Source organism: Thauera sp. SDU_THAU2, assembly GCF_038260575.1.
Lineage (GTDB): Bacteria > Pseudomonadota > Gammaproteobacteria > Burkholderiales > Rhodocyclaceae > Thauera.
In genome coordinates this window covers 3,908,029-3,929,333 of the sequence record NZ_JBBWUN010000003.1, presented here as the reverse complement: position 1 = coordinate 3,929,333, position 21,305 = coordinate 3,908,029, and the positions used below count along the sequence as shown (strand labels likewise).

Here is a 21,305-nt window from a genome sequence, read left to right as displayed (position 1 = left end):
ATGCCATGCCGCTGACACTTGCCGAACCCGTCCATAGCGAACTGATCATCAAGAAGAGCCGCTTCATCGGCTGCGTGCAGCCGATGGCCGACCGCGCCAGCGCGCAGAAGGTAGTGGCCGGCCTGTGGGCCGAGCATCCGGGTGCCCGCCACGTCTGCTGGGCCTTGCTCGCGGGCGGGCAGTCGGCGGCGGTGGATGACGGCGAACCCAGCGGCACCGCCGGCCGGCCGATGCTGGACGTGCTGCGCCACCAGGATCTGGAAGGCGTGCTCGCCACCGTGGTGCGCTATTTCGGCGGTATCAAGCTGGGCGCGGGCGGGCTGGTGCGCGCCTATACCGATAGCGTCGCCCAGGCCTTGCTGACTGCGACCAAGGTGCCGATCGTGCGCCTGCGGACGCTCGGCTGCACCGTGCCCTATGCGCAGGAAGGCATGCTGCGCCGCGAGCTGGATGCGGCCGGCGCGGCCTTGCTGGATGTCGCCCACGGCCAGGCGGTGACGCTGCGCTTCAGCCTGGCCGAGGATGCCGCCGCCGGGCTCGTCAGCCGCCTGAACGAGCTGGGACAGGGGCGGCTGCTGTGGCTGGACGAGCAGGAACTGTCGGGCGGAGAGTGAGCCGGGCGTAAAAAAAGGCACTGCCCCCTGGCCGGCGGGCCGGCCAGGGGGCAGTCTTGTCCTGCTGTTGCTCGCGAGCCCGCTTATTCTTCCAGCGTGCTGCGCAGCATCCAGGCGGTCTTCTCGTGCACTTCGAGACGCTGGGTCAGCATGTCGGCGGTCGGCTGGTCGTTGGCTTCGTCGACCAGGTCGAACAGCGAGCGCGCGGTGCGGGCGGTGGCTTCCTGGGCGATGACGAGGTGGCGGACCATGTCCTCGGCCTTGGGCACGCCGTCGACCTCCTTGATCGAGGTCAGCTTGGCGAACTCCTTGTAGGTGCCCGGTGCCGGGAAGCCCAGCGCGCGGATGCGCTCGGCGATGACGTCGAGCGCGTTCCACTGCTCGGTGTACTGGTCCATGAACATCGCGTGCAGGCTGTTGAACTGCGGGCCGGTGACGTTCCAGTGGAAATTGTGCGTCATCAGGTACAGCGTGTAGCTGTCGGCCAGAAAGGCGGACAGGCCGGCGACGATCTTCTTGCGCTGATCTTCGGGAATGCCGATGTCGATCGCCGGGGTTTTCGTCTTCTTGCTTGCCATGTGCGTGATCTCCTGCATGAAAGAGGATTCGGGGCCGTTCGGCGGCGTGTCGTCCGGCCTGCGATGCAAGTCGGATGTCGCCGTAAGCGAATCGGCTGAGCGGTCAGAATACCGCTTAAACGCATCGCTGCGTTTGATTCGGGCGATTGACGCGGACAATCGGCGCACGTCGGCAGGCCGGATGGCCCGGGCACCGTGCTATCGTCGCCTGTCCCCGCCCTCGCTCTCCTGCGTGACGGCTCAATCTTCGACCGCGCCATTTTCACCATGTCCGCAGCTCCGGAACTCGACGTCTTTGATTGCCCGCTGGACGGCATCCGCCTGATCGAGGCCTCGGCCGGCACCGGCAAGACCTGGAACATCTGCGGCCTGTACCTGCGCCTGCTGCTGGAGCGGGAACTGCCGGTCGAATCCCTGCTGGTCGTCACCTTCACCAAGGCGGCGACCGCCGAACTGTCCGGCCGCATCCGCGAGCGCATCGTCGAAACCCTGCGCGTGCTCGACGGCGCGGCGGCGGGCGACGACCCCTTCGTGCCGCAACTGCTCGACACGCTGCGGGCGCGCGGCCTCGACGATGCGCGGATGAGCGTGCGCCTGCGCCACGCGCTGCAGACTTTCGACGAAGCAGCGATCTTCACCATCCACGGCTTCTGCCAGCGCGCGCTGGCCGACACGCCTTTCGCCGCCGGCCTGCCTTATGCGCTGGAACTGGTCGAGGACGACAACGCGCTGCGGCTGGAAGTGGCGCAGGACTTCTGGCGGCGCGAAGTCGCGGGCAGCGCGCTGCCGCCGCTGCTGGCGGACGAACTGCTGAACCGGGGCGACTGCCCCGCAAGCTGGGCCGGCATCCTGCAGCGCCACATGGGCCGGCCCTGCGCCCGCGCGCTGTGGGACGAGGGCACGGACGGCGGCGAAGGCGCGGCCGCGCTGACGGCGGCCGAGGCGCGGCTGCGGCAGGCCTATGCCGCAGCACGTGCGCTGGCGGCGAGGCTGGACGAAGCCGTCGCCTGCGTGAATGGCGCGCTCGACGGCCTCAACGGCACGCGCTACAAGCCGCAGGCGATCGAGACCGCGGCCGACCAATGGGCCGGCTGGCTGGCGGCGGACGATCCCTTGCAGCCGATTGCCGGCGAGCAGGGCGATAAGCTGAGGCTGTTCTCCGCCGAGGTGCTGAAGCAAGGCATCACCGCCGCCGGCAGCAGGAAGGGCATCGCCGCGCCGTGCCATCCCTTCTTCGAGGCCGCCGGCGAACTGCTGGCGGCGCGGGCGGAAGTCGATGCCCTGCTGGCGACCGCCCGACTGAGCCTGCTGCGGCGCTTCGTCGACACGGCTGCGGACGAGTTGCGCCGGCGCAAGGCCGAACGCCGCCAGATCGGCTTCGACGACATCCTGTGGAACGCCCACCAGGCCCTGCATGCGGGTGGGCAGCCCTGGCTGGCGGCGGCGCTGCACACGCGCTACCCGGTGGCGCTGATCGACGAGTTCCAGGACACCGATCCGCTGCAGTTCGGCATCTTCGACCGCATCTATCGCGGCGAAGGCCGCTACGGCAGCCTGTTCCTGGTCGGCGACCCCAAACAGGCGATCTACAGCTTCCGCAGCGCCGACCTGCACACCTATCTCGCCGCGCGCGAGCGCACCGATGCGCGCTATACGCTGCGCCACAACCAGCGCTCGGCGCCGGCGCTGATCGAAGCCTGCAACCAGCTGTTCGGCGCCAACCCGGCGGTGTTCATGATGGACGGGCTGGACTACGTCCGCGTCGGTGCCGGCAGCCGGCCGCGCAAGCCGCTGATGGATGCCACGGCGCCGGCCGGCGAAGTCCCGCCGCTGCAGCTATGGCGCATCCCGCGCGACGACACCCAGGCCGACAGCGACGAGGGCGGAGGTACCCGGCTGCCGCGCGAACAGGCGCTGCAGCGCGCCGCACGCGCCTGCGCGGCCGAGATCGCGCGCCTGCTGGCGGCCGCTGCGACCGGGCAGATCCGTATCGGCGAGCGGCCGCTGGCGCCTGCCGACATCGCCGTGCTGGTGCGCAGCCACGGCCAGGGCGCGCGCATGCGCCGCGCACTGGCGGCGGTCGGCGTCGGCAGCGTGGAGCTGTCGCAGGCCAGCGTGTTCCACACCGAAGACGCCGAGGAGCTGGAACGCGTGCTGCTGGCGATCGCCGAGCCGCTGCGCGAGCGCCGCGTCAAGGCGGCATTGGCGACGACGGCAATGGGCTTCGACGCCTCGGCGCTGGCCAGGCTGGCCGACGACGAAGGCGCGCTGCTCGACAAGCTCGACGCCTTCGTGCGCTGGCGCGAGATCTGGCTGTCGCGCGGCTTCGGCGTGATGCTGCGGCAGTGGCTGAGCGACGAGGGTGTCGCCGCCCGCCTGCTCGGCCGGCCGGATGGCGAACGCCGGCTGACCAACCTGATGCATCTGGCCGAACTGCTGCAGCAGATCGCCGGCGACGCTGCGCCCGAAGTCCTGCTGCGCACGCTGGCCACGCAGCGCCGCGAGGGCAGCGGCGGCGAAGCGGCCCAGTTGCGGCTGGAGTCCGACCGCAACCTGGTGCAGATCGTCACCATCCACCGGGCGAAAGGGCTGGAATACGGCATCGTGTTCTGTCCTTTCCTGTTCGACGGCCACGCCGGCGGCCGCAGCGAAGGCCCGATGCGCGCCTGGCACGACGACAGCGGTCAACTGGTGCTCGACTACCGCCAGGCCGCAGCGCAGGACGAAGCGATCAAGGTCCGCCTGCGCCGCGAACGCCAGGCCGAGGACCTGCGCCTGATCTACGTCGCGCTGACGCGCGCGGTGCACCGCTGCTACCTGGTGGTGGGTTGTTATGCCAAGCGCGGTAAGACCATCAGCCATACCGAGAGCGTGCGCAGCCTGCTCAACTGGATGGTGGCCGGCGCCGGCACGGCTGCCGATGCCTGGGCCGGCTACAGGTCGACGCCGATGGACATCGAAGCCCGCTGGCGCGCGCTTGCCGGCGCCTGCCTGTACGAAGGCAAGCCGGTCATGCAGTGGTCGGACCTGCCGGACGGGTACGGCGAAGCACTCGCTCCGGCTAGCGGTGCCGGCCAGCGGCCGCGTGCGCTGCGGCCGCCGGTGGTGCCGGCCGGCTGGCGCATCGGCAGCTTCAGCGCGCTGATCGCCGGCGCGGCCCGAGGCCAGGTGGTGCTGGAGCAGGCCGCGCTGGACCACGACGCCAATGCGCTGGATGGCGGCGAACTGGCCGCGTTGAGCGGCCTGGCTGCCGCCACGGATACGGTGCCGGCGCCTGCGCCGGCGGACGACGACATCCTGCGCTTTCCGCGCGGCCCGGTGGCCGGCGACTGCATGCATGCGCTGTTCGAGCTGGCCGACTTTAGCGACGACAGCGGCTGGGATGAAGCCATCGCCGCTGCGCTCGCCGCCCATCCGCAGCGTATGCCGGCCGGATCGGCGGCCCTGCCGCGGATGCTGCGCCGCTTGCTGGCGGAGGTGGTGGCCACGCCCTTGCTGATGACGGAGGCTTCGGGTGCGGGATTACGCCTGGACAGCGTGCCGCGCGCGAGCCGGCTGGTGGAGCTGGGTTTCCATCTGCCCGCGCCGCGCCTGACGGCTGCGCAGCTCGACGCCTGGCTCGCGGTGCGGGGCTATCCTGTGCCGAAGCTGTCGTTCAAGGATCTCGAGGGTTATCTGAAAGGCTTCATCGACCTGGTGTTCGAGCACGACGGCCGCTACTGGCTGCTCGACTGGAAGTCCAACCACCTCGGCGACCGTCCGCAGGACTATGCGCCCGCCGGCCTCGAAGCGGCGATGCAGGCGCACGGCTACCACCTGCAGCACCTGATCTACGGCGTGGCGCTGCACCGCCACCTCGGCCGCAGCCTGCCGGACTACGACTACGAGCGCCATTTCGGCGGCGCGCTCTACCTGTTCGTGCGCGGCGTGCGGCCGGGCTGGCAGCTCGATGGCCGGCCGGCCGGCGTGTTCCACCACCGCTGCCCGCGCAAGGTGCTCGAAGAGCTCGATGCGCTGCTGGCCGGCAGGGCCGAGGCGGCCATCGTGGAGCCGGCATGAACGATCTCGCCGAAGGCTTCGCCCGCCACCTTCTGGCCTGGGCCGATACGCTGCAGGCGCCGGCCGGGAGCCGCGCCGTGCTGGCTTCGGCCGCACGCCGGCTGGCCTTCGCCACCAGTGCCGGCCACGTCTGCATGCCGCTCGCGGCGCTTGCCGGCCCGGCGGACGGCGCATTCGCCGACGCCGAAATCAGCCTGGAGGAGCCGTCCGCGCCGATGGCGGATGCGGCCGAAGCCCGGGATGGTGTGCCGCCGGGCAGCGATGCCCCGCCCGGGGCGGAAGCCGATGCTGCCGCCCGGCTCGAACGGCTGCGTGACGCGCTGCGTGCCAGCGGCGTGGTCGCCAGCGTGGCGCAGGCGGTCGGCGGCGCATCGGCGCATCCACTGGTGCTCGACGACGAGGACCGCCTTTATCTGCGCCGCCATTTCGACCAGGAGCGCGGGCTGGCCGCGGCCCTGGTGGCGCGCGCCCGGCCCGTGGAGACGGTGGAAGCACCGAGCGCCGAACAACGGGCGCTGCTGGACAGCCTGTTTCCGCCGCGCGCCGCAGCCGCGCCCGACTGGCAGAAGCTTGCCGTCGCGCTGGCGCTGCAAGGCCGGCTGACGGTGATCAGCGGCGGGCCGGGCACCGGCAAGACCACCACCGTCGCGGCCTTGCTCGCCTGCCTGCTCGAACGCGAACCAGCCCTGCGCATCGCGCTGGCCGCGCCGACCGGCAAGGCCGCCGCGCGCATGCTCGAAGCCCTGCGCCAGCGTGCGCAGGCACTGCCGGCCGGACTCGCGGCCAGGCTGCCGACCGAGGCCTTCACCGTGCATCGCCTGCTCGGCGTCACGCCGGAAGCCGGCCGTTTCCGCCACCATGCCGGCAAGCCGCTGGCGGTGGATGTGCTGGTGGTGGACGAGGCCTCGATGCTGGACCTGGCGCTCGCCGCCCGCCTGGTGGATGCGCTGCCGCCGGCGGCACGGCTGGTGCTGCTCGGCGACAAGGACCAGCTTGCCGCCGTCGAAGCCGGCGCGGTGTTCGCCGAACTGTCGGCGCAGCGCAGCTTTTCTGCCGCCATGCGCGCCCGCCTGGCGCTGATAGATCGGGCGGTCCAGACCGCGGCGGTCGATACCGGGGCAGTCCACACCGCGGCGGCCCATACCGGGCTGGTCGACATTGCCGCAGCCGAAACCGGCCTGCAGCAGGACGAAGGCGAGGATGGCGAAGCAGGAGAGGGTACTGCTGCACTGGCCGATTGCGTCGTCTGGCTGGCGGAAAGCCACCGCTTCCGCGCCGACTCCGGCATCGGCCGGCTGGCGGCCGACATCCGCGCCGGCCGTGGTCAAGCCGCGCTCGCCTGGCTGGCGGCCGGCGGCGACGAATCGGCGTGCTGGATCGAGGATGGTGGTGAACGTCCGGGGGCCGAAGCGCTGGCGCGCATCGAAGCGGGTTATGGACCTTATTTCGCGCTGCTGCGGGCCGGCCTGGGGGCCGGTCCAGGTGAGGCTTCGGCGAAACCGGCGAGCATGGCTGCGGCTGCTCGCGCGCTCGACGTTCCTGCTTTGATGCACGCTTTCGAGCGCTTCCGCGTGCTCGTCGCGGTGCGCGACGGCAGCCGCGGCCTGGTCGCGCTGAACGCCCATCTCGAAGCCCGGCTGCGCGCCGCCCTCGGCCTGGCGCCGGACCGCAGCGCCGCCGGGCGCTGGTACCCGGGGCGGCCGGTCATCGTGCTTGCCAACGACTACCGCCTCGGCCTCTTCAACGGCGACGTCGGCCTGTGCTTGCCCGACGAGCAGGGCAGGCCGCGGGTGTTCTTCCCGGCGGCCGAAGGCGGCTTCCGCCCTGTGCCGCCGCTGCGCCTGCCGGCCCACGACACCGCTTTCGCGCTGACGGTGCACAAGAGCCAGGGTTCGGAATTCGACGAAGTGCTGCTGATGCTGCCGGCCCAGCCGCTGCGGGTGCTGACGCGCGAACTGATCTATACCGGTGTCACCCGTGCCGCGAGTCGGGTGATGGTGGCCGGCGCCGGCGAGGTCTTCGTCGCCGGCTGCGCGGCACGCACGCTGCGCGCCTCGGGATTGCGCGCGCGCATGAGGGAGGTCGTCAAGCAATGAGCCGTCGCATCCGCAAATCGCCGCTGGCCCGTGCGCTGCAGCGCGCGACGACTTCGATGACGCGCAAGGCGCTCGCCGCGGGGACGCGGGCGGTGGGCAAGGCCGTCGCGCAGACGGTCGACGCGATCGCCGCGCCGCATCGGCCGCCGCCCGGTGCGGGGGACTGGATCGCCGGCCAGGCGCTCGGTCCGGCAGGCGTGCGCCGCTTCCATCTGTTCCGGCCGCCCGGCATTCGCAATAACGAGCGCCGGCCGCTGCTGGTGATGCTGCATGGCTGCGGGCAGACGGCGGCACAGTTCGCCCACAGCACGCGGATGAACCGCATCGCCCGGCGCGAGCGCTTGCTGGTGCTGTATCCCGAGCAGGATCGCACGGCGAATCCGCAGGGCTGCTGGAACTGGTACGACACCCGCAGCCGCCACGCCAATGCCGAGGCGGCGACGCTGATGGCGGCGATCGACCAGGTCTGCCTGCTCTACCCGGCGGATCGCGGAGCCGTCGCGCTGGCCGGCATTTCGGCCGGTGCGAGCATGGCCGCGCTGCTGGCGGAGCGCCACCCCGATCGTTTCGTCGCGGTGGCCATGCACTGCGGCGTGCCGCCGGGCAGCGCCCATTCGGCCGCCACCGCGCTGGCGGCGATGGGCGGGCGGCGCACGGCGAAAGCGGAGCTGGCGCCGGATGGCGGACTGCCGCCGCTGCTGGTGATCCACGGCCAGGCCGATCGCGTGGTCGCACCGGCCAACGGACGTGCTGCGGCCGAGCTGTGGGCGGCCGCTTCGGGCGCACGGGCCGGCGAGCCGCGCCGCATGCAGCGCGGCGCGCGGCGGCCGATGACGGTCACCGACTACCGCGCAGGGCGCCGGCTCGTCGCGCAACTCGTCGAGGTCGAAGGGCTCGGCCATGCCTGGAGCGGCGGCGACGCGCGCCAGCTGTTCAGCGACCCGCAGGGGCCGGATGCGTCGGGCATGGTGTGGCGCTTCGTCGCCGCGTCCTTGAAGCGTCGGGCGGCCACGCAAGCGTGACGCGACGCACGCCGCGGCGTGCGGGCGCTCGCTTGGCGTAACCTGGGGATGCGATCATGTCGGCCCCGAATCTCATCTGGATGCCTTCATGACCGATAAGTCCCTGCTCCGCGCCCGCAACTTTCCTTCCGCCGAGGACGAAGCCCGCGCAGCGCAGCCGCACGGCCGCTACGACGGCCCCGGCAGCTCGTTCCGCATGGCTTTCACCGACACCGATTTCCTGCTGCGCGAGGAACTGCGGCCGGTGCGCCTGCAGCTCGAACTGCTGAAGCCCGAGCTGATCCAGCAGGAGCAGGGAGTGGAATCGACCGTGGTGGTGTTCGGCAGCGCCCGCTTCAAGGCGCCCGACGTGGCTGCGGCGATGCTGGTCGAGGCACGTGCCGACGGCGACCAAGAGGCGATCCGCAAGGCCGAGCAGATGGTCAGGAATGCACGCTGGTATGAGGAAGCGCGCCGCTTCGCCGAACTGGTGACGCGCGAATCCGGAGCACTCGGCGAGCCGGTCATCGTCGCCACCGGCGGCGGCCCGGGCATCATGGAAGCGGGTAACCGCGGCGCCCACGAGGCCGGCGGGCGCAGCATGGGCATGAGCATCTTCCTGCCTTTCGAGGAAGCGCCGAATCCCTACATCACGCCCGAGCTGTGCTTCCAGTTCCACTATTTCGCCATCCGCAAGATGCATTTCCTGATGCGCGCGGTGGCGCTGGTCAGCTTCCCGGGCGGGCTGGGCACGCTGGACGAGCTGTTCGAAGTGCTGACGCTGACGCAGACCGGCAAGATCCGGCGCCGGCCGATCGTGCTGATCGGGCGCGAATTCTGGCAGAAGCTGATCGATTTCGACGTGCTGGTCGAGCACGGCGTGATCAGCCCCAAGGACAAGGAGCTGTTCCACTACGCCGAGACGGCCGAAGAGGCCTGGGACGTGATCAAGGCCGCCTACCAGGGCGACAACCCCGCGCTGGTGGCGCGGCAGATGCGGGGAAATTGAGAGAGGCAGCCTGGCGGCTTCTGCCGCGAAAGCAGGCTGCAGATCTGCCCTGCTGAAGGTTACCCCTAGCGCGGCTAGGCACCCCGGCTGAGCTTGCTGGGTACGGTGATCCGGCCGGTAGCGCGCAGGTTCAGTTCGCCTTGCCGGCCAGCAATTGCTCGCGCAGCGCAACGGCGTTGTTGTGCTCGGTGTCGTGCGCGGCGTAGAGCAGTGTCAGCACCGGCTGGGCGGCGGCCAGTTCGCGCAGTGTCGCCAGCGCGTCGGCGGCTTCGCCGTGGCCAAGCTCCTCTGCGTAGCGGCGGCGGAACTCATCCCAGCGCGCCGGATCGTGGTTGAACCAGTGGCGCAGCTCGGTCGATGGCGCCAGCTCGCGCAACCAGTGGTCCAGCGCCGCGGTTTCCTTGCGCAGGCCGCGTGGCCACAGCCGATCGACCAGCACGCGGCAGCCGTCGCCGGGCGAGGGTGGTTCGTAGATTCGCTGAATGCGGATGTCCATGTCCTTGGCCTCGTACATGAAACGGAAATGGCTGATTCCTGCCCTTCAGTATAGACAGCAGCGAACTGTTCTCCCGCTCCCGCAGCCGGCTTGGTAACATCGCCGCCCATGTCAGCCGAACCCACATTCCTGCCCGCATCCGGCCAGTACGGCCTCGGTCTGCGCGACGTCGCCGCGCTCGGCCAGGTGTTCACGCCGGCACCGGTGGTGCGCGTCATGCTGGCGCTGCGCCGCAACGGCGGGCGGGTGCTGGAGCCGTCCTGCGGCGACGGCGCCTTCCTGCGCCATCTGCCCGGCGCGGTGGGGCTGGAGCTGGACCCGGATCACTGCCCGCCCGGTGCGCGGGTGCTGGATTTCTTCGCCTATCCGGTGCACGAGCAGTTCGACACCATCATCGGCAATCCGCCCTACGTTCGCTTTCAGGACATCCCCGCCGCCACGCGCGAACTGATCACGCGCGGCCACCACGGGCGCTGCCTGGACGGGCGCTCCAACCTGTACCTGTTCTTCATCGAGAAATGCCTGCGCCACCTGAAGCCGGGCGGCGAACTGATCTTCATCACGCCGCGCGACTTCCTGAAGACGACCTCGGCGGTGAAGCTGAACCGCCTGCTGGCGGAGGCGGGCAGCATCACCGATGCGATCTCGCTCGGCGATGCGCGGGTGTTCGACGATGCCTTGCCGAACTGCCTGATCTGGCGCTTCGAGCAAGGCCGCCGCGACCACGCGATGCGCTATTGCGAGATCGGCGTCGACGACGAGCTCGATGTCGCGCTCGCGGCACCGGCCTGGCAGCCGCGCCATTTCGTCGAGCGCGCAGGGCACCTGATGTTCGCCCGCGAGGACTACCCGCTGCGGCTGTCGCAAGTGGCTTTCGTCAAGGTCGGCGCGGTGTCCGGCGCGGACGAGCTGTATGCCGACGCGGAGCAGGGCAACCGCGAGTTCGTCTGTTCATCCACCGTCAGCACCGGCCGCACCCGGCGCATGATCTGGCCCGAGCCGGGCGAGCCGCCGCCTGCTGCGCTGCTGCCGCACAAGGTCCGCCTGCTGCAGCGCAAGGTGACGAACTTCGACGAGTCGAACTGGTGGATGTGGGGGCGCATGCACCACCGCAGCGAGCGCCCGCGGGTGTATGTGAATGGCCGGACGCGGGTCGCGCGGCCGTTCTTCGTCCATGACTGCAAGGACTACGACGGCGCGGTGATGGCGGTGTTTCCGCATCGCGAGGACGTCGACCTCGAGGCTTTCCGCGATGCGCTCAATGCGGTGGATTGGGCCGACCTCGGTTTCGTCTGCGACGGCCGCTTCCTGTTCACCCAGCGCAGCCTGGAGAACGCGCCGCTGCCGGCGTCCTTCGCGGCCTTTCTGCCGCAGGATTGAAGCACCCGCTCCGGATGCGCTGGCCACTTCCGGGTGGCATGCGTGTCGCCAGCGCTACCACCAGCTCCCGAGCTGCAATCACTGCGAGCGCAATACATCCAGGTCGGCGCGGTTGCGCTCGTCGGTGTAAGGCTCGCCGGCCAGCGGCGGGTTGGCGGCGTGGCACTGCACCAGCACGTTCGACAGCGGCCGGTCGCGGAACAGCACTTCGACCGCGCAGGGGCCGTACTCGGCCTGGATGCTCGCCAGCAGGTTGCGCGCATAAGGCGTGGCCAGGCGGGTGTCGAGGATCAGGTTGGCGATCAGGTGGCCGTCTTCCTTCAGCGCCTGTCGCGTGCTGCGCCAGAATTCGCGCGTCACCAGGTGGGCAGGGATGCTGGTGAGGGCGCTGTAGACGTCCACCACCACCGCATCGTAGCGCTCGGTGCTGTCGCGCACGAAGGCGCGGGCGTCGGCGACGATGAATTCGCCGCGCACCGGCTCACGCAGGAAGTCGCGCTCGGCGATGTCCTTGATCGCCGGATCGATGTCGACATAGGTGTAGTGGTTGAGCGGCTCGCGGTGCGACAGCGTGAAGCCGCCGGCACCCAGCACCAGCACGCGGCGCTCGCGGAAGGCCAGTTCGTCCAGCAGCAGCGTGCGCAGGCGCTGGATGTAGCGTGCGTATTGCGGCGGCTCGGTATTGTCGATGATCGACGCGGCCGAGTTGTTGACCCAGAACACGCGCGGATTGTCGAAGCCGTCGAGCGTGGTCGGCGCCACGCGGTAGGTGGCGTAGGCAGTCTCGGTCTGCTGCGGCAGCACCAGGTTGGCGGCGAGCGCGGCGCCGGCGACGAGGGCGGACAGCAGCATCGCGTAGTGGCGGGCGTGGCCGGCCTCGCTCAGCAGCGGCACCAGCACCAGCAGCAGGGCGGTGCAGATCAGCACGGCGGCACCCACGCCCAGCCACTGCATCACCAGCATCGACAGCGACACCGCGCCGAGGAAGGAGCCGAGCGTGGACCAGTACAGCGCCGCGCCGCTGCGTTCGCCGGCGCGCGCATGGCGCAGCAGGTTGGTCAGGATCGGCACCGTCTGGCCGAGCAGCCAGGCCACCGGGCACAGGATGCCGCCGATCAGCGCGAACCAGGCCAGCGGCGCCGGCTGCAGGTGGGTGAACAGCAGCTCGGCCACCGGCCCGGACAGCCCCACCGCGATCAGCACCGCGGCGGCGAGGAAGTTGTGCCGCACCCGCGCCAGGTAGTTGCCCGCGACGCGCCCGCCGGCCTGGTAGCCGAGCGCCAGTGCGAGCAGGAAGAAGCCGATCGTCGGCGCGGTGACGGTGATTGCGCTGCCCACGTGCGGCACCAGCCGGCGCAGGGCGACGATCTCGGCGCCGAGCGAGACGAAGCCTTCGACGAAGACCAGGGCGAACAGCAGCGCGTTGGCGAGCGGCGGTCCGCCGGCGGGATCGGGGGCGAGGTCGGATCGTTCGGCTGCAGCGGGCATCGGGCTCGTCGTGGCGGGTGGTGGAGGGATGGTAACGCTTGCGGGTATCGCGTGCGGCTACTGCCGCGTCACGATGCGCGCGGTGAAGATACCCGGCAGCACCAGCAGCGCGATGCCGAGCGTGGCGTAGCGCGCCGCATCGGCGATGGATTGGCCGCCTGCCGCCATCAGCGTGCCGCCGAGGGCGGAGGTGATCGACAGCGCGATGAGCTGCGTGGTCGAGATCGCCGCCGCGGCCTTGCCGCCTTCGGCAGCGTCCTGCGTGCTGCTCATCGCGGCGACGCCGAGCAGCGGCCAGGCGAGGCCGATGCCGGTACCGGCGACGGCGAGCAGCAGTGCCCAGGCAGCGACGGTCGACGGCCCGGCGCCGTCGGTCTGCAGCAGGCCGTAGCCGATCAGCGCCGCTGCAAGCAGCAGCGGGCCGATGCGGATGGCGCGGCGGCGGGTGGCATCGGCACGCACCGAGACGATGAACAACTGGGCACAGGTCCAGGCCAGCGACAGCACCGCGCCGAGCAGGCCGGCGAGCAGGGGGCTCAGGCCGGCCAGCCGTTGCGCGAATAGCGGAATGAAGTTTTCCATCACGACGCCGGCGCTCAGCGCCGCGACGGTCAGGTAGACCCATTTCAGCGTGTTGCCGCGCTGGTAGGCGAGGGCGGGCAGGATGGTGTGCCGAGAACGGCGCTCCACGGCGATGAAAAGCCCGAGCAGGGCGAGGCCGATGCCGATCGCGGCCAGCGCCGGCCAGCCCATCGGCACCACGGCGCTGAGGCTGATCGCGAGCGTGGCGAGGATGAGGACGAACAGCGAAACCGCAGGCACCGGCGCACGATGTCCGGAACCGGCCGAGCCGGCGAAGGAGCGCCGCACCACGGCCGCCAGTAGCAGCGCCACGGCGGCCAGCGCGGCGTAGGACGCGCGCCACAGGCCCAGCTCCGCGAACAGGCCGCCGAGCGCGGGGCCGAACAGCGTGCCCACGCCCCACATCGCGGAGACGACGCCGGCCGCCCGCGCCCAGTGCCTGGCCGGCAGCGCGGTGCGGATCACCGCGTAGCCGAGCCCGACCAGCAGGCCGCCGCCCAGGCCCTGGACCGCGCGGCTGGCGATCAGCAGCTCCATCGTCGGGCTTGCCGCATTGCCGATGGCGCCGACGAAGAAGATGCTGAAGGCGATCAGGTAGGCGGCAGCCGAGCCTTTCCAGTCGAGGATGCGGCTGACCGACAGCGAGCCGACGATGGCCGAGACCACGAAGGCCGTCGTCACCCAGGCGTAGTAGGCCTGGCCGCCGATGTCCTCGACGATCGACGGCATCAGCGCGGCGGTGAAGTAGAGGTTCATCGCGTACAGCAGCACGCCGCTCGCCATGACCAGGACGCTGGCGAGATGGCGTCCGGACAGCAGGTCGGCCCAGCCGTCGGCGTGGGCTGCGGTACTGTCGGTCAGTTCGGCCGGCTGTGCTGGTGGCGGAGATTCGTCCATCGAGGCCTGATCCCGGGAGTGTTGGTTGTGGTGCAAGACCCGCAATTCTGCCGCCGTTCGTCGCCGAGGTGGTGCGTGTGCCGTGGAGCCAATACCGATGGTTCGACCATCGCCGCCATTCCGGAGGCAGAGGAGACTCATTGATCACCCGGCCTCGCCACCTATTAAAGCTGCGGAATTCTTGGCAAGAATTAAACGAGGGATTATTTCTCTATTTAAGAGTTTATATAAGTCTCGCTAATACTGCGGTGTGCAGTATAGATCATGCTTATTGCGCTCTCTATAGTCGCTTATCAGCAGCCAGGTGTTGCTATTCAACAGGAGACAAGCGGCATGAGACAGGCAATCCCTGATAATTCAATTCCATTCGAAAGCGTGCCATTCAAACGCTTTCATCTTCATGTCGGATCATCTGCTTGCGGTGGCCAGTTCGCCGACGGCTTCGAGCTAGGCATCATAGGTCTTGCCATCGCGCTTGCAGTCGTCCCCTTGCAGCTCGATGTCGTCTGGATGGGGTTGCTGGGGGCTGCCGCCTTGACGGGGCTGTTTTTTGGCAGCCTGATTTCGGGCGTCATCGTGGATCGCTTCGGAAGGCGCAATATTTTTGCCTACGACATGCTGTTTGCGGCGGTTATTTCCGCCGCGCAATTCTTCGTCACTGAAGCATGGCAGCTATTGATTCTGCGCTTCGCACTTGGCGTGGTGCTTGGGTTCGACTATGTCGTAAGCAAGGCGCTGCTGACCGAATTGTCGCCGATCAAATTCCGGGGAAGATTGCTCAGCATCATGGCGGTTGCCTGGGTGGCGGGTTATGCCTTCTCGTACATCATCGGTTTCTTCCTGCGCGACCTGGGGCCCGATGCATGGCGCTACATGCTCGTGGTGAGTGCAGTCCCGGCTACGCTCATCTTCTTCTTCCGCCTCGGCGTACCCGAGTCTCCGCTATGGCTCATCAAGAAAGGGCGCAGAGAGGAGGCTGAGCGAATCGTCCGTGCCAAGTTCGGGGACGGCGTCGTCCTGCCGACTACGGTGACGGAAGTGCGCAAGAGGGGTGGCGAATGGGCGGAGCTTTTCTCGAGGAAGTGGAGAAAGAATACAGCCATTGGGGGCATTTTCTACGCTTGCCAGGTCATTCCCTATTTCGCGCTTGGCACGTTTCTGCCGAAGATACTCGAATCCCTCCATGTGACCGACAAGTACCTTGGCGGCCTTGCCTACAACATCTTCTTGATGATCGGCGCGGTGATCGGAGTCCTCATCGTCGACAGGATTCTCAGGCGCACATTCCTGATCGGCACGTTCATGCTTGGGGCCGGTGTCCTGGCAGTGCTGGCCGCCGGTGTTCTTGGTTCCAACGGAGTGATCATCGCCTTCGCGCTGTTTGCTCTCATCCTGTCTGCGTCGGCGAACCTGGAGTTCATCTACCCTCCCGAGCTGTTTCCTACCCATTTGCGCGGAACGGGCGTCGGCTTTGCAGTAGCGGCAAGTCGATTTGGCTCGGCTATCAGCACTTTTCTATTGCCTATCGTCGTCCAGGACTTCGGCATTCACGCAGCGCTCGGCGCATGTGTGGCAGTCATGCTGTTCGGAGCGGTAGCCTCCTATCTGTGGGCGCCGGAAACGTCGAAAGTGAAGCTCGCAGACGTACAGTGAGCCTGTGGCCAAGGCGGCAAAGCCAACTGTGGAGATCTTCGGAGGGGGGCAGGCCCCCCTTCGGGAAAGATCGAACTTGCGCACGCTTCATGCGGAGCATGGAAAAGGAGACGACATGCAGAAGAATCGCCCCATCGATATGCAAATGCTCCGTGTCTTCCTTACGACCGCTCAGGACTGCAACATGTCGAGGGCCGCGGAGCACTTGGGCATTTCACAGTCTGCCGTTTCCCAATCCATCCGGTTGCTGGAGGAAAGCTTTGGCACTCCTTTGCTCAACCGCTCCGCGCGACCTCTGACGCTTACACCTGCGGGCATTGCGCTCGTCAGTAGGGGGCAAGCCCTCCTGGAAGAGGCCTTGAACCTTCGAGGGGCAGTCATCGAAGCAAGCCAGGGTATCAAGCCTGGGCTACGTGTCGGGCTCATCGATTCTTTTGCTGCGACATGTGGCACTCCATTGATGCAGCGGCTTCTGCGTAATGCAGCCCAGCTTTCGTTGCGCACAGGATTGACGCCCAATCTGGCTGAGGCGCTGGCGCAGCGAGAGCTGGATCTGGTGATTTCCTCGCGCCCGTTGGAGTTGGACGGGATGGGTAATTACTTGCTGATGTCCGAGCGATTCTTTGTCATCACACCCAAGGGCAGCGTTCCGGTATGTCGTTCGGTTTCAGATGTGATGAGTCTGGCGCGGGTGCTGCCAATCGTACGATTCAACCAGCAATCGCATCTGGGGCAGCAGGTCGAGCGTACGTTACGTCGTGTGGGACTGAATCCACCGCGCCGCCTGGAGGTGGATACCGCGGATACCTTGACCTCGATGGTGGCGGGGGGAATTGGCTGGGCAGTTACCACTCCTCTATGCCTGTTGCAAGGAGTGCGTTCGGCTGCCTTCGTGCGCCATGATTTCGTGGCGGATATCAACGCTGAGCGAAGAATTTATTTGAATGCCCGGAAAGGAGAGTACGGATCGCTGGCAAGGGAAACATTCGAAATGGTTTGCAGCATTCTGGAGAGCCAGATCTACGGTGAATTGAAGGATATCAATCCACAACTTCTCGATCTAATCCAAATCCACCCCTGGAGTGAACATGTCTGAACAGAAGAACCATCAACGACCGGAGTCGGACTATCTCGGAACCGTCCATATTCCTGCCGATGCCCTCTACGGCGTCAATACCGTTCGAGGTGTGGACAACCTCACCGTTTCCAAACGTCCGATCGGATCCGAGCGTGAGTTCGTACGTGCCTTTGCTTTCTGCAAGTGGGCTGCAGCGCTGGCCAATCGTGATGTCGGCGTGGTCGATGGCGCTCAGTGCGACGCCATCGTGCAGGCATGCCGAGAGTTGGCGGATGGCCAGCACGATGCCTTCATGATCGTGGACTTCATGGAAGGTTCGGGCGGCACGTCATCGAACATGAATGTCAATGAGGTGATTGCCAACCGTGCGCAGCAATTATTGGGCAGCCGGCCTGGTATCTATGATCGCGTACACCCGAACGACCAGATCAACCGCTCGCAGTCGACCAATGACGTCTATCCGGCAGCCATGAAGATTGCCGCCCATGCACTGCTGGCGCCCCTGGTCGGGGAAGTCGAGTCCCTCGCAGCAAGCTTGCAGGGTAAAGCCGAGGAATTCAAGGATGTGCTGCACCTGGGCCGTACATGCCTGCAGGATGCGCAGCCGATGAGGCTGGGCCAGTTGTTCGAGGGCTATGCTGCGCTGGCCGGACGATTGAGTGCGAAACTGAAGGCAGTGCGTAGCGAGCTGGAGGCTCTGCCGCTGGGCGGTACGGCGATCGGCACCGGCTTTGGCGCCCCAAAGGGTTATAAGGTACGTGTTTATGGGTATCTGGCGGAGATTACCGGTGTCGACTACCGGCCGGCGGATAATGCCTTTGACGCAATGCAGAATCTCGACACCTTCACGCGCGTGTCGGCCGAGTTGCGTACCTGCGCAACCTCGCTGGCCAAGGTCGCGTCGGATCTGATTCTGCTGTCATCCGGGCCGAACGGCGGAATCGCCGAACTGGAGTTGCCCGCGGTGCAACCGGGTTCATCGATCATGCCGGGCAAGATCAATCCGGTCGTACCGATGAGCATGGTGCAGATCGGCTTTGCCGTTGTGGGCAACGATGTTTGCATCGCACAAGCAAATCAGGCCGGGCAGCTCGAGATCAATCACTTCGAACCAATCGTCGCCGACCGCTTGTACGACTCGATTCATCTGCTGCGCAACGGCATCCGGCTGTTCCGCGAAAAGTGCATCAATGGCATTCGCGCCAATGTGCAGGTAAACGAACGGCACCTCATGGATTCCACCGCTATTGCGACGGCCCTCATCCCGAAGCTCGGCTATGCCAAGGTCAGCGCAATGGTGCGCGAGGCGGCAGCGCAAAACCGACTGTTGCTTGAGGTATTGCAGGAACGGGGTGTGCTAAGTCGCGAGGATGCAGTCCAATTGACAAGAGATTCCACCATGCTCGATGTTTGAGCAGCTTGCTCCGGTTGCGTGGCATGTGTTCGTGCTAGCGCCGTGGCGGGAATTACGCGCGCATGCCTCTTGCCGGATGGTGTGGCGTAACATGTGGCAGCCGGGGAGTGGCATGCGGGCCGGTCGAATGTCGAAGCCATTCCTCGGATAGGAGGCATTACCCATCGACAGGCGAGGGTCTGGTCGTGAATATCGGGCGGCAGTCGGCTGTTCAGGCGTATTGCGCCATCTGAGAACATGGGAGTTTCTGGAGCACGTGTCGTGGTAGATCGTAATGAAATTTGCACACGGGAATTCTTGCTGAAATTTCTGGATGGACTGGGAGTCGATTATCGGGAAGTACGGCATCAGGCTGTGTATAGCATGGCGGGCTCGGCACATCTGGCGGCATGCTTGGAAGGTTCGCGCTGCAAGAACCTGCTCGTCCAAAGCAAGAAAGGAAAAGATCGCCTGCTGGTCGTGACACCGCCGGATGCCATGGTGGATTTGGGCGCCCTTGGCCGCAGTTTGGGACTTGGCCGTTTGTCGTTCTGTTCGCCGGTGGAAATGATGGATCTGTTGGCGGTGGAGCCGGGTGCGATGAGCCCCTTTGCCTTGTTGGCAGATCGGGATGGAAGGAAGGTGCGATTGCTGATGGATCGGTCGCTCGAGCCAGTTTCCCGATTTCTTTTCCATCCTCTGGTCAACACTGCGACAGTTTCGATTCGTCGTGAAGGACTTGCACGTTTCCTGGTGGCGATTGACCACCCTGCGGAGTTCGTGGAAATTCCATATCGTGTCGTCGAGCACGAAGTTGTAGAGCTGCGTGCGAACGGTTAGGCGCCCCAGCGCGCAACGATGGTGCCAGCCGGAGCGGAATCCGCTACCCTGCGCCCTGTCCCGATCCTCCGCGCGCATCGCGCCCGCAGCCCATGGCCCAGCCCAATCTCAAGCAACGCAAGACTTTCGCCATGATCCGCGTGATGGGCGGCATGGTTGCCGCCCTGTACCTGAGCGCTGTCGTCGTCGCCAACGTGCTGGAAGGCGTGCCGCTGGAAGGCAGCCTGTTGTTCTCCGCGCTGGTCGCGGCGGCGGGTTATGGCTATGCCGCCTGGTACCTGCGCGAGCTGTCGGCGATCGCCCGAGAGGAACGTGACGTGCGTTAGCAAGCACGCGGTAGCAGACGCGCGTTAGCGACGCGCGCTAGCTGGCGGACGCTGAACGGGCCCGCCGGCATTGCAGGGCGGGTGGGGCAGTCCCATAATCTCCTGCCTCATTCCCGCACAAGTCTGGCCATGGGTCTGTCTGCCGCCGAGCTCGACGAAAACGGCCTCAAGATCGGCATCTCCCCCGAGTATTTCCGCACGGTGGCGATGCCCTTGCTGTTCGACCATCTCGAAGCCCAGTGCGAAGGCACGGTGGCGGTCAATCGCCAGGCGCGCATCGTGTGGATGAGTGCCAAGTACGCCCGCAAGATCGGCATCGATGGCCCCCATGAAGCCCTCGGCCGCGACATCGAGGAAGTGCTGCCGGCGAGCCGGCTGCGCGAAGTGGTGGAAAGCGGCCAGCCCAGCCTGCTCGACCTGATGCCTTTCGGCGACGAGCATTTCGTCGTCACCCGGATTCCCTTGCGCGACGATGATGGGCGGGTGGTGGGGGCGCTGGGCTACGTGCTGTTCGACCGCGCCCGCCATCTCAAGCCGCTGGTGGAGAAATACGGCCGCCTGCAGGCGCGGCTGGCCGAGGCCGAGCGCGCGCTGCTGCAGGCGCGACGGGCGCGCTACACCATCGCCAACTTCATCGGCACCAGTGCGGTGGCCGGCGAGATCAAGCGCCAGGCGCGCCGTGCCGCCCAGCTCGACGCCACCGTGCTGCTGCGCGGCGAGACCGGTACCGGCAAGGAGCTGCTGGCGCAGGGCATCCACAACCTGTCGGCACGCGCCGCCGGTCCGTTCGTCGCGGTGAACATGGCGGCGATACCGGAAAACCTGGTCGAAGCCGAACTGTTCGGCACTGCGCCGGGCGCCTACACCGGCGCCGACCGCAAGGCGCGGGTCGGCAAGTTCGAGCTTGCCAATGGCGGCACGCTGTTCCTCGACGAGATCGGCGACTTGTCGCTGCCGCTGCAGGTCAAGCTGCTGCGCGTATTGCAGGAGCAGCAGGTCGAGCCGCTGGGTTCGAACCAGGTGCGCGCGCTCGACGTGCGCGTGTTCGCCGCCACGCACGTCGATCTCGAAGGGCGTGTCGCCGCCGGCGCTTTCCGCGCCGACCTGTTCTACCGCCTCAACGTGCTGAGCCTGCGCGTGCCCAGCCTGCACGAGCGCCACGAGGACATTCCGGCGCTGGTCGATTACCTGCTCGACGACATCGCCGCCCGTTCCGGCCTGCGGCGGCTGGAACTGGGCGACGATGCCCTGGCCCTGCTCGCGACCCTGCCCTGGCCGGGCAACGTGCGCCAGTTGCGCAACCTGCTCGAACGCGCCCAGCTCAGTGCCGACAGCGGTCCGCTGGGGGCGTCCGTGCTGGCCGAACTGCTCGGCGAGGGGGCGGCGAGCACGCGGCCGTTCACCGCCGCTGCCGCGCCGGCGGCAAGACGTGACGCCGAGTGCGGCGAAGCCGAAGCGGCGGGGGTGGTGACGGGATGGTCAGGCCGCTCGCCGACAGCCTGGCGAGTGCCGAGCGCGCCGCGCTGCTTGCCGCCCTGCAGGTCTGCGGAGGCAACCGGAGACTGGCTGCGAGCAGACTCGGCATCTCGCGCGCAGGCTTGTACGTGAAGCTGCAGCAACACGGCATCGTGCGCTGAAGCCCGGCGGCCGGGCAGCGCACCGGTGTCCAGAATCCTGGACTATTCAGGAGAGAGTGTCCATTTTATTGGACATGTCCATGGATAAAGACTGCTGCGCGCGCGTGAGCCGCACAGAGCCGAATCATGACGAATGGAAATAAACATATTCAATAGCACAATAATGGTGCGGTATTGA

The 21,305-nt window shown here is 67.3% G+C and carries 16 protein-coding genes and 1 pseudogene; 13 read left to right on the top strand and 4 right to left on the bottom strand.

All coding sequences use genetic code 11. The features are described from left to right. Window positions 1–5 precede the first annotated feature (5 nt). Complete coding sequence (locus AAFL97_RS20115) at window positions 6–614, top strand: IMPACT family protein (RefSeq protein ID WP_341646435.1); 609 nt, start codon at window positions 6–8, stop codon at window positions 612–614. A gap of 83 nt (window positions 615–697) precedes the next feature. Here AAFL97_RS20115 and AAFL97_RS20110 read toward each other — a convergent pair whose 3' ends face one another. Further along, window positions 698–1,192 carry a Dps family protein gene (locus AAFL97_RS20110; RefSeq protein ID WP_263460362.1) on the bottom strand — a complete coding sequence of 165 codons (495 nt, stop codon included), beginning with the start codon at window positions 1,190–1,192 and terminating at the stop codon, window positions 698–700. A 267-nt stretch (window positions 1,193–1,459) separates the two neighbouring features. Between AAFL97_RS20110 and recB the strand changes: the two genes are divergently transcribed. From recB to AAFL97_RS20090, 4 genes are all read left to right on the top strand, one after another. Then, window positions 1,460–5,251 (top strand): exodeoxyribonuclease V subunit beta, encoded by a 3,792-nt coding sequence (recB, locus tag AAFL97_RS20105; RefSeq protein WP_341646434.1) that lies wholly within the window; start codon window positions 1,460–1,462, stop codon window positions 5,249–5,251. After that, entirely contained in the window at window positions 5,248–7,347 is a 2,100-nt protein-coding gene (gene recD, locus AAFL97_RS20100) for an exodeoxyribonuclease V subunit alpha (protein ID WP_341646433.1), read from the top strand. Before recB ends, recD begins: the two co-directional genes overlap by 4 nt. Further along, a complete protein-coding gene (locus tag AAFL97_RS20095; protein WP_341646432.1) occupies window positions 7,344–8,369 on the top strand; it encodes an extracellular catalytic domain type 1 short-chain-length polyhydroxyalkanoate depolymerase in 1,026 nt (341 codons plus the stop codon). Before recD ends, AAFL97_RS20095 begins: the two co-directional genes overlap by 4 nt. Window positions 8,370–8,457: 88 nt before the next feature. Continuing rightward, the gene (locus AAFL97_RS20090; RefSeq protein WP_341646431.1) at window positions 8,458–9,357 is read left to right on the top strand and encodes an LOG family protein; all 900 of its coding nucleotides are present in this window, start codon (window positions 8,458–8,460) and stop codon (window positions 9,355–9,357) included. Between the two features lie 130 nt (window positions 9,358–9,487). On the opposite strand, the gene AAFL97_RS20085 is transcribed toward AAFL97_RS20090, so the two are convergent. Further along, the gene (locus AAFL97_RS20085; RefSeq protein ID WP_341646430.1) at window positions 9,488–9,853 is read right to left on the bottom strand and encodes a DUF488 domain-containing protein; all 366 of its coding nucleotides are present in this window, start codon (window positions 9,851–9,853) and stop codon (window positions 9,488–9,490) included. Window positions 9,854–9,961: 108 nt separating this feature from the next. Here AAFL97_RS20085 and AAFL97_RS20080 point away from each other — a divergent pair, with 108 nt between their 5' ends. Further along, on the top strand, window positions 9,962–11,233 hold the full coding sequence (locus tag AAFL97_RS20080) for a class I SAM-dependent methyltransferase (protein ID WP_341646429.1): 1,272 nt from the start codon (window positions 9,962–9,964) through the stop codon (window positions 11,231–11,233). Between the two features lie 78 nt (window positions 11,234–11,311). Here AAFL97_RS20080 and AAFL97_RS20075 read toward each other — a convergent pair whose 3' ends face one another. Both AAFL97_RS20075 and AAFL97_RS20070 read right to left on the bottom strand, forming a co-directional pair. Next, complete coding sequence (locus AAFL97_RS20075) at window positions 11,312–12,721, bottom strand: fused MFS/spermidine synthase (RefSeq protein WP_341646428.1); 1,410 nt, start codon at window positions 12,719–12,721, stop codon at window positions 11,312–11,314. Between the two features lie 57 nt (window positions 12,722–12,778). Next, the gene (locus tag AAFL97_RS20070; protein WP_341646427.1) at window positions 12,779–14,200 is read right to left on the bottom strand and encodes an MFS transporter; all 1,422 of its coding nucleotides are present in this window, start codon (window positions 14,198–14,200) and stop codon (window positions 12,779–12,781) included. A gap of 264 nt (window positions 14,201–14,464) precedes the next feature. Here AAFL97_RS20070 and AAFL97_RS20065 point away from each other — a divergent pair, with 264 nt between their 5' ends. The 7 genes and pseudogenes from AAFL97_RS20065 (at window position 14,465) to AAFL97_RS24795 (ending at window position 21,127) form a co-directional block, all read left to right on the top strand. Then, window positions 14,465–15,853: an MFS transporter gene (locus AAFL97_RS20065; protein WP_341646426.1), complete on the top strand. Its 1,389-nt coding sequence runs from the start codon at window positions 14,465–14,467 to the stop codon at window positions 15,851–15,853. A 115-nt stretch (window positions 15,854–15,968) separates the two neighbouring features. Further along, on the top strand, window positions 15,969–16,949 hold the full coding sequence (locus AAFL97_RS20060) for a LysR family transcriptional regulator (protein ID WP_341646425.1): 981 nt from the start codon (window positions 15,969–15,971) through the stop codon (window positions 16,947–16,949). After that, window positions 16,942–18,345 carry an aspartate ammonia-lyase gene (locus AAFL97_RS20055; protein WP_341646424.1) on the top strand — a complete coding sequence of 468 codons (1,404 nt, stop codon included), beginning with the start codon at window positions 16,942–16,944 and terminating at the stop codon, window positions 18,343–18,345. The genes AAFL97_RS20060 and AAFL97_RS20055 overlap by 8 nt, the downstream gene beginning before the upstream one ends. 297 nt (window positions 18,346–18,642) lie before the next feature. Continuing rightward, the gene (locus AAFL97_RS20050) at window positions 18,643–19,164 is read left to right on the top strand and encodes a YbaK/EbsC family protein (protein WP_341646423.1); all 522 of its coding nucleotides are present in this window, start codon (window positions 18,643–18,645) and stop codon (window positions 19,162–19,164) included. Window positions 19,165–19,256: 92 nt separating this feature from the next. Then, on the top strand, window positions 19,257–19,490 hold the full coding sequence (locus AAFL97_RS20045) for a hypothetical protein (protein WP_341646422.1): 234 nt from the start codon (window positions 19,257–19,259) through the stop codon (window positions 19,488–19,490). 129 nt (window positions 19,491–19,619) lie between these two features. Then, a pseudogene (locus AAFL97_RS20040) lies at window positions 19,620–20,822 on the top strand (sigma-54 interaction domain-containing protein); the annotation flags it as partial. Between the two features lie 143 nt (window positions 20,823–20,965). Next, window positions 20,966–21,127 carry a helix-turn-helix domain-containing protein gene (locus AAFL97_RS24795; protein ID WP_445954514.1) on the top strand — a complete coding sequence of 54 codons (162 nt, stop codon included), beginning with the start codon at window positions 20,966–20,968 and terminating at the stop codon, window positions 21,125–21,127. The last annotated feature ends 178 nt before the right edge of the window (window positions 21,128–21,305 follow it).

Excerpts from the sequence above, each read along its gene's own strand:
- AAFL97_RS20095 (WP_341646432.1), top strand. The coding sequence starts at position 7,344 with ATGAGCCGTCGCATCCGCAAATCGCCGCTGGCCCGTGCGCTGCAGCGC.
- AAFL97_RS20075 (WP_341646428.1), bottom strand. The coding sequence starts at position 12,721 with ATGCCCGCTGCAGCCGAACGATCCGACCTCGCCCCCGATCCCGCCGGC.
- AAFL97_RS20060 (WP_341646425.1), top strand. The coding sequence starts at position 15,969 with ATGCAGAAGAATCGCCCCATCGATATGCAAATGCTCCGTGTCTTCCTT.
- AAFL97_RS20080 (WP_341646429.1), top strand. The coding sequence starts at position 9,962 with ATGTCAGCCGAACCCACATTCCTGCCCGCATCCGGCCAGTACGGCCTC.
- AAFL97_RS20045 (WP_341646422.1), top strand. The coding sequence starts at position 19,257 with ATGGCCCAGCCCAATCTCAAGCAACGCAAGACTTTCGCCATGATCCGC.
- recB (WP_341646434.1), top strand. The coding sequence starts at position 1,460 with ATGTCCGCAGCTCCGGAACTCGACGTCTTTGATTGCCCGCTGGACGGC.
- AAFL97_RS20055 (WP_341646424.1), top strand. The coding sequence starts at position 16,942 with ATGTCTGAACAGAAGAACCATCAACGACCGGAGTCGGACTATCTCGGA.
- AAFL97_RS20115 (WP_341646435.1), top strand. The coding sequence starts at position 6 with ATGCCGCTGACACTTGCCGAACCCGTCCATAGCGAACTGATCATCAAG.
- AAFL97_RS20065 (WP_341646426.1), top strand. The coding sequence starts at position 14,465 with ATGCTTATTGCGCTCTCTATAGTCGCTTATCAGCAGCCAGGTGTTGCT.
- AAFL97_RS20090 (WP_341646431.1), top strand. The coding sequence starts at position 8,458 with ATGACCGATAAGTCCCTGCTCCGCGCCCGCAACTTTCCTTCCGCCGAG.
- AAFL97_RS20110 (WP_263460362.1), bottom strand. The coding sequence starts at position 1,192 with ATGGCAAGCAAGAAGACGAAAACCCCGGCGATCGACATCGGCATTCCC.
- recD (WP_341646433.1), top strand. The coding sequence starts at position 5,248 with ATGAACGATCTCGCCGAAGGCTTCGCCCGCCACCTTCTGGCCTGGGCC.
- AAFL97_RS24795 (WP_445954514.1), top strand. The coding sequence starts at position 20,966 with ATGGTCAGGCCGCTCGCCGACAGCCTGGCGAGTGCCGAGCGCGCCGCG.
- AAFL97_RS20085 (WP_341646430.1), bottom strand. The coding sequence starts at position 9,853 with ATGGACATCCGCATTCAGCGAATCTACGAACCACCCTCGCCCGGCGAC.
- AAFL97_RS20070 (WP_341646427.1), bottom strand. The coding sequence starts at position 14,200 with ATGGACGAATCTCCGCCACCAGCACAGCCGGCCGAACTGACCGACAGT.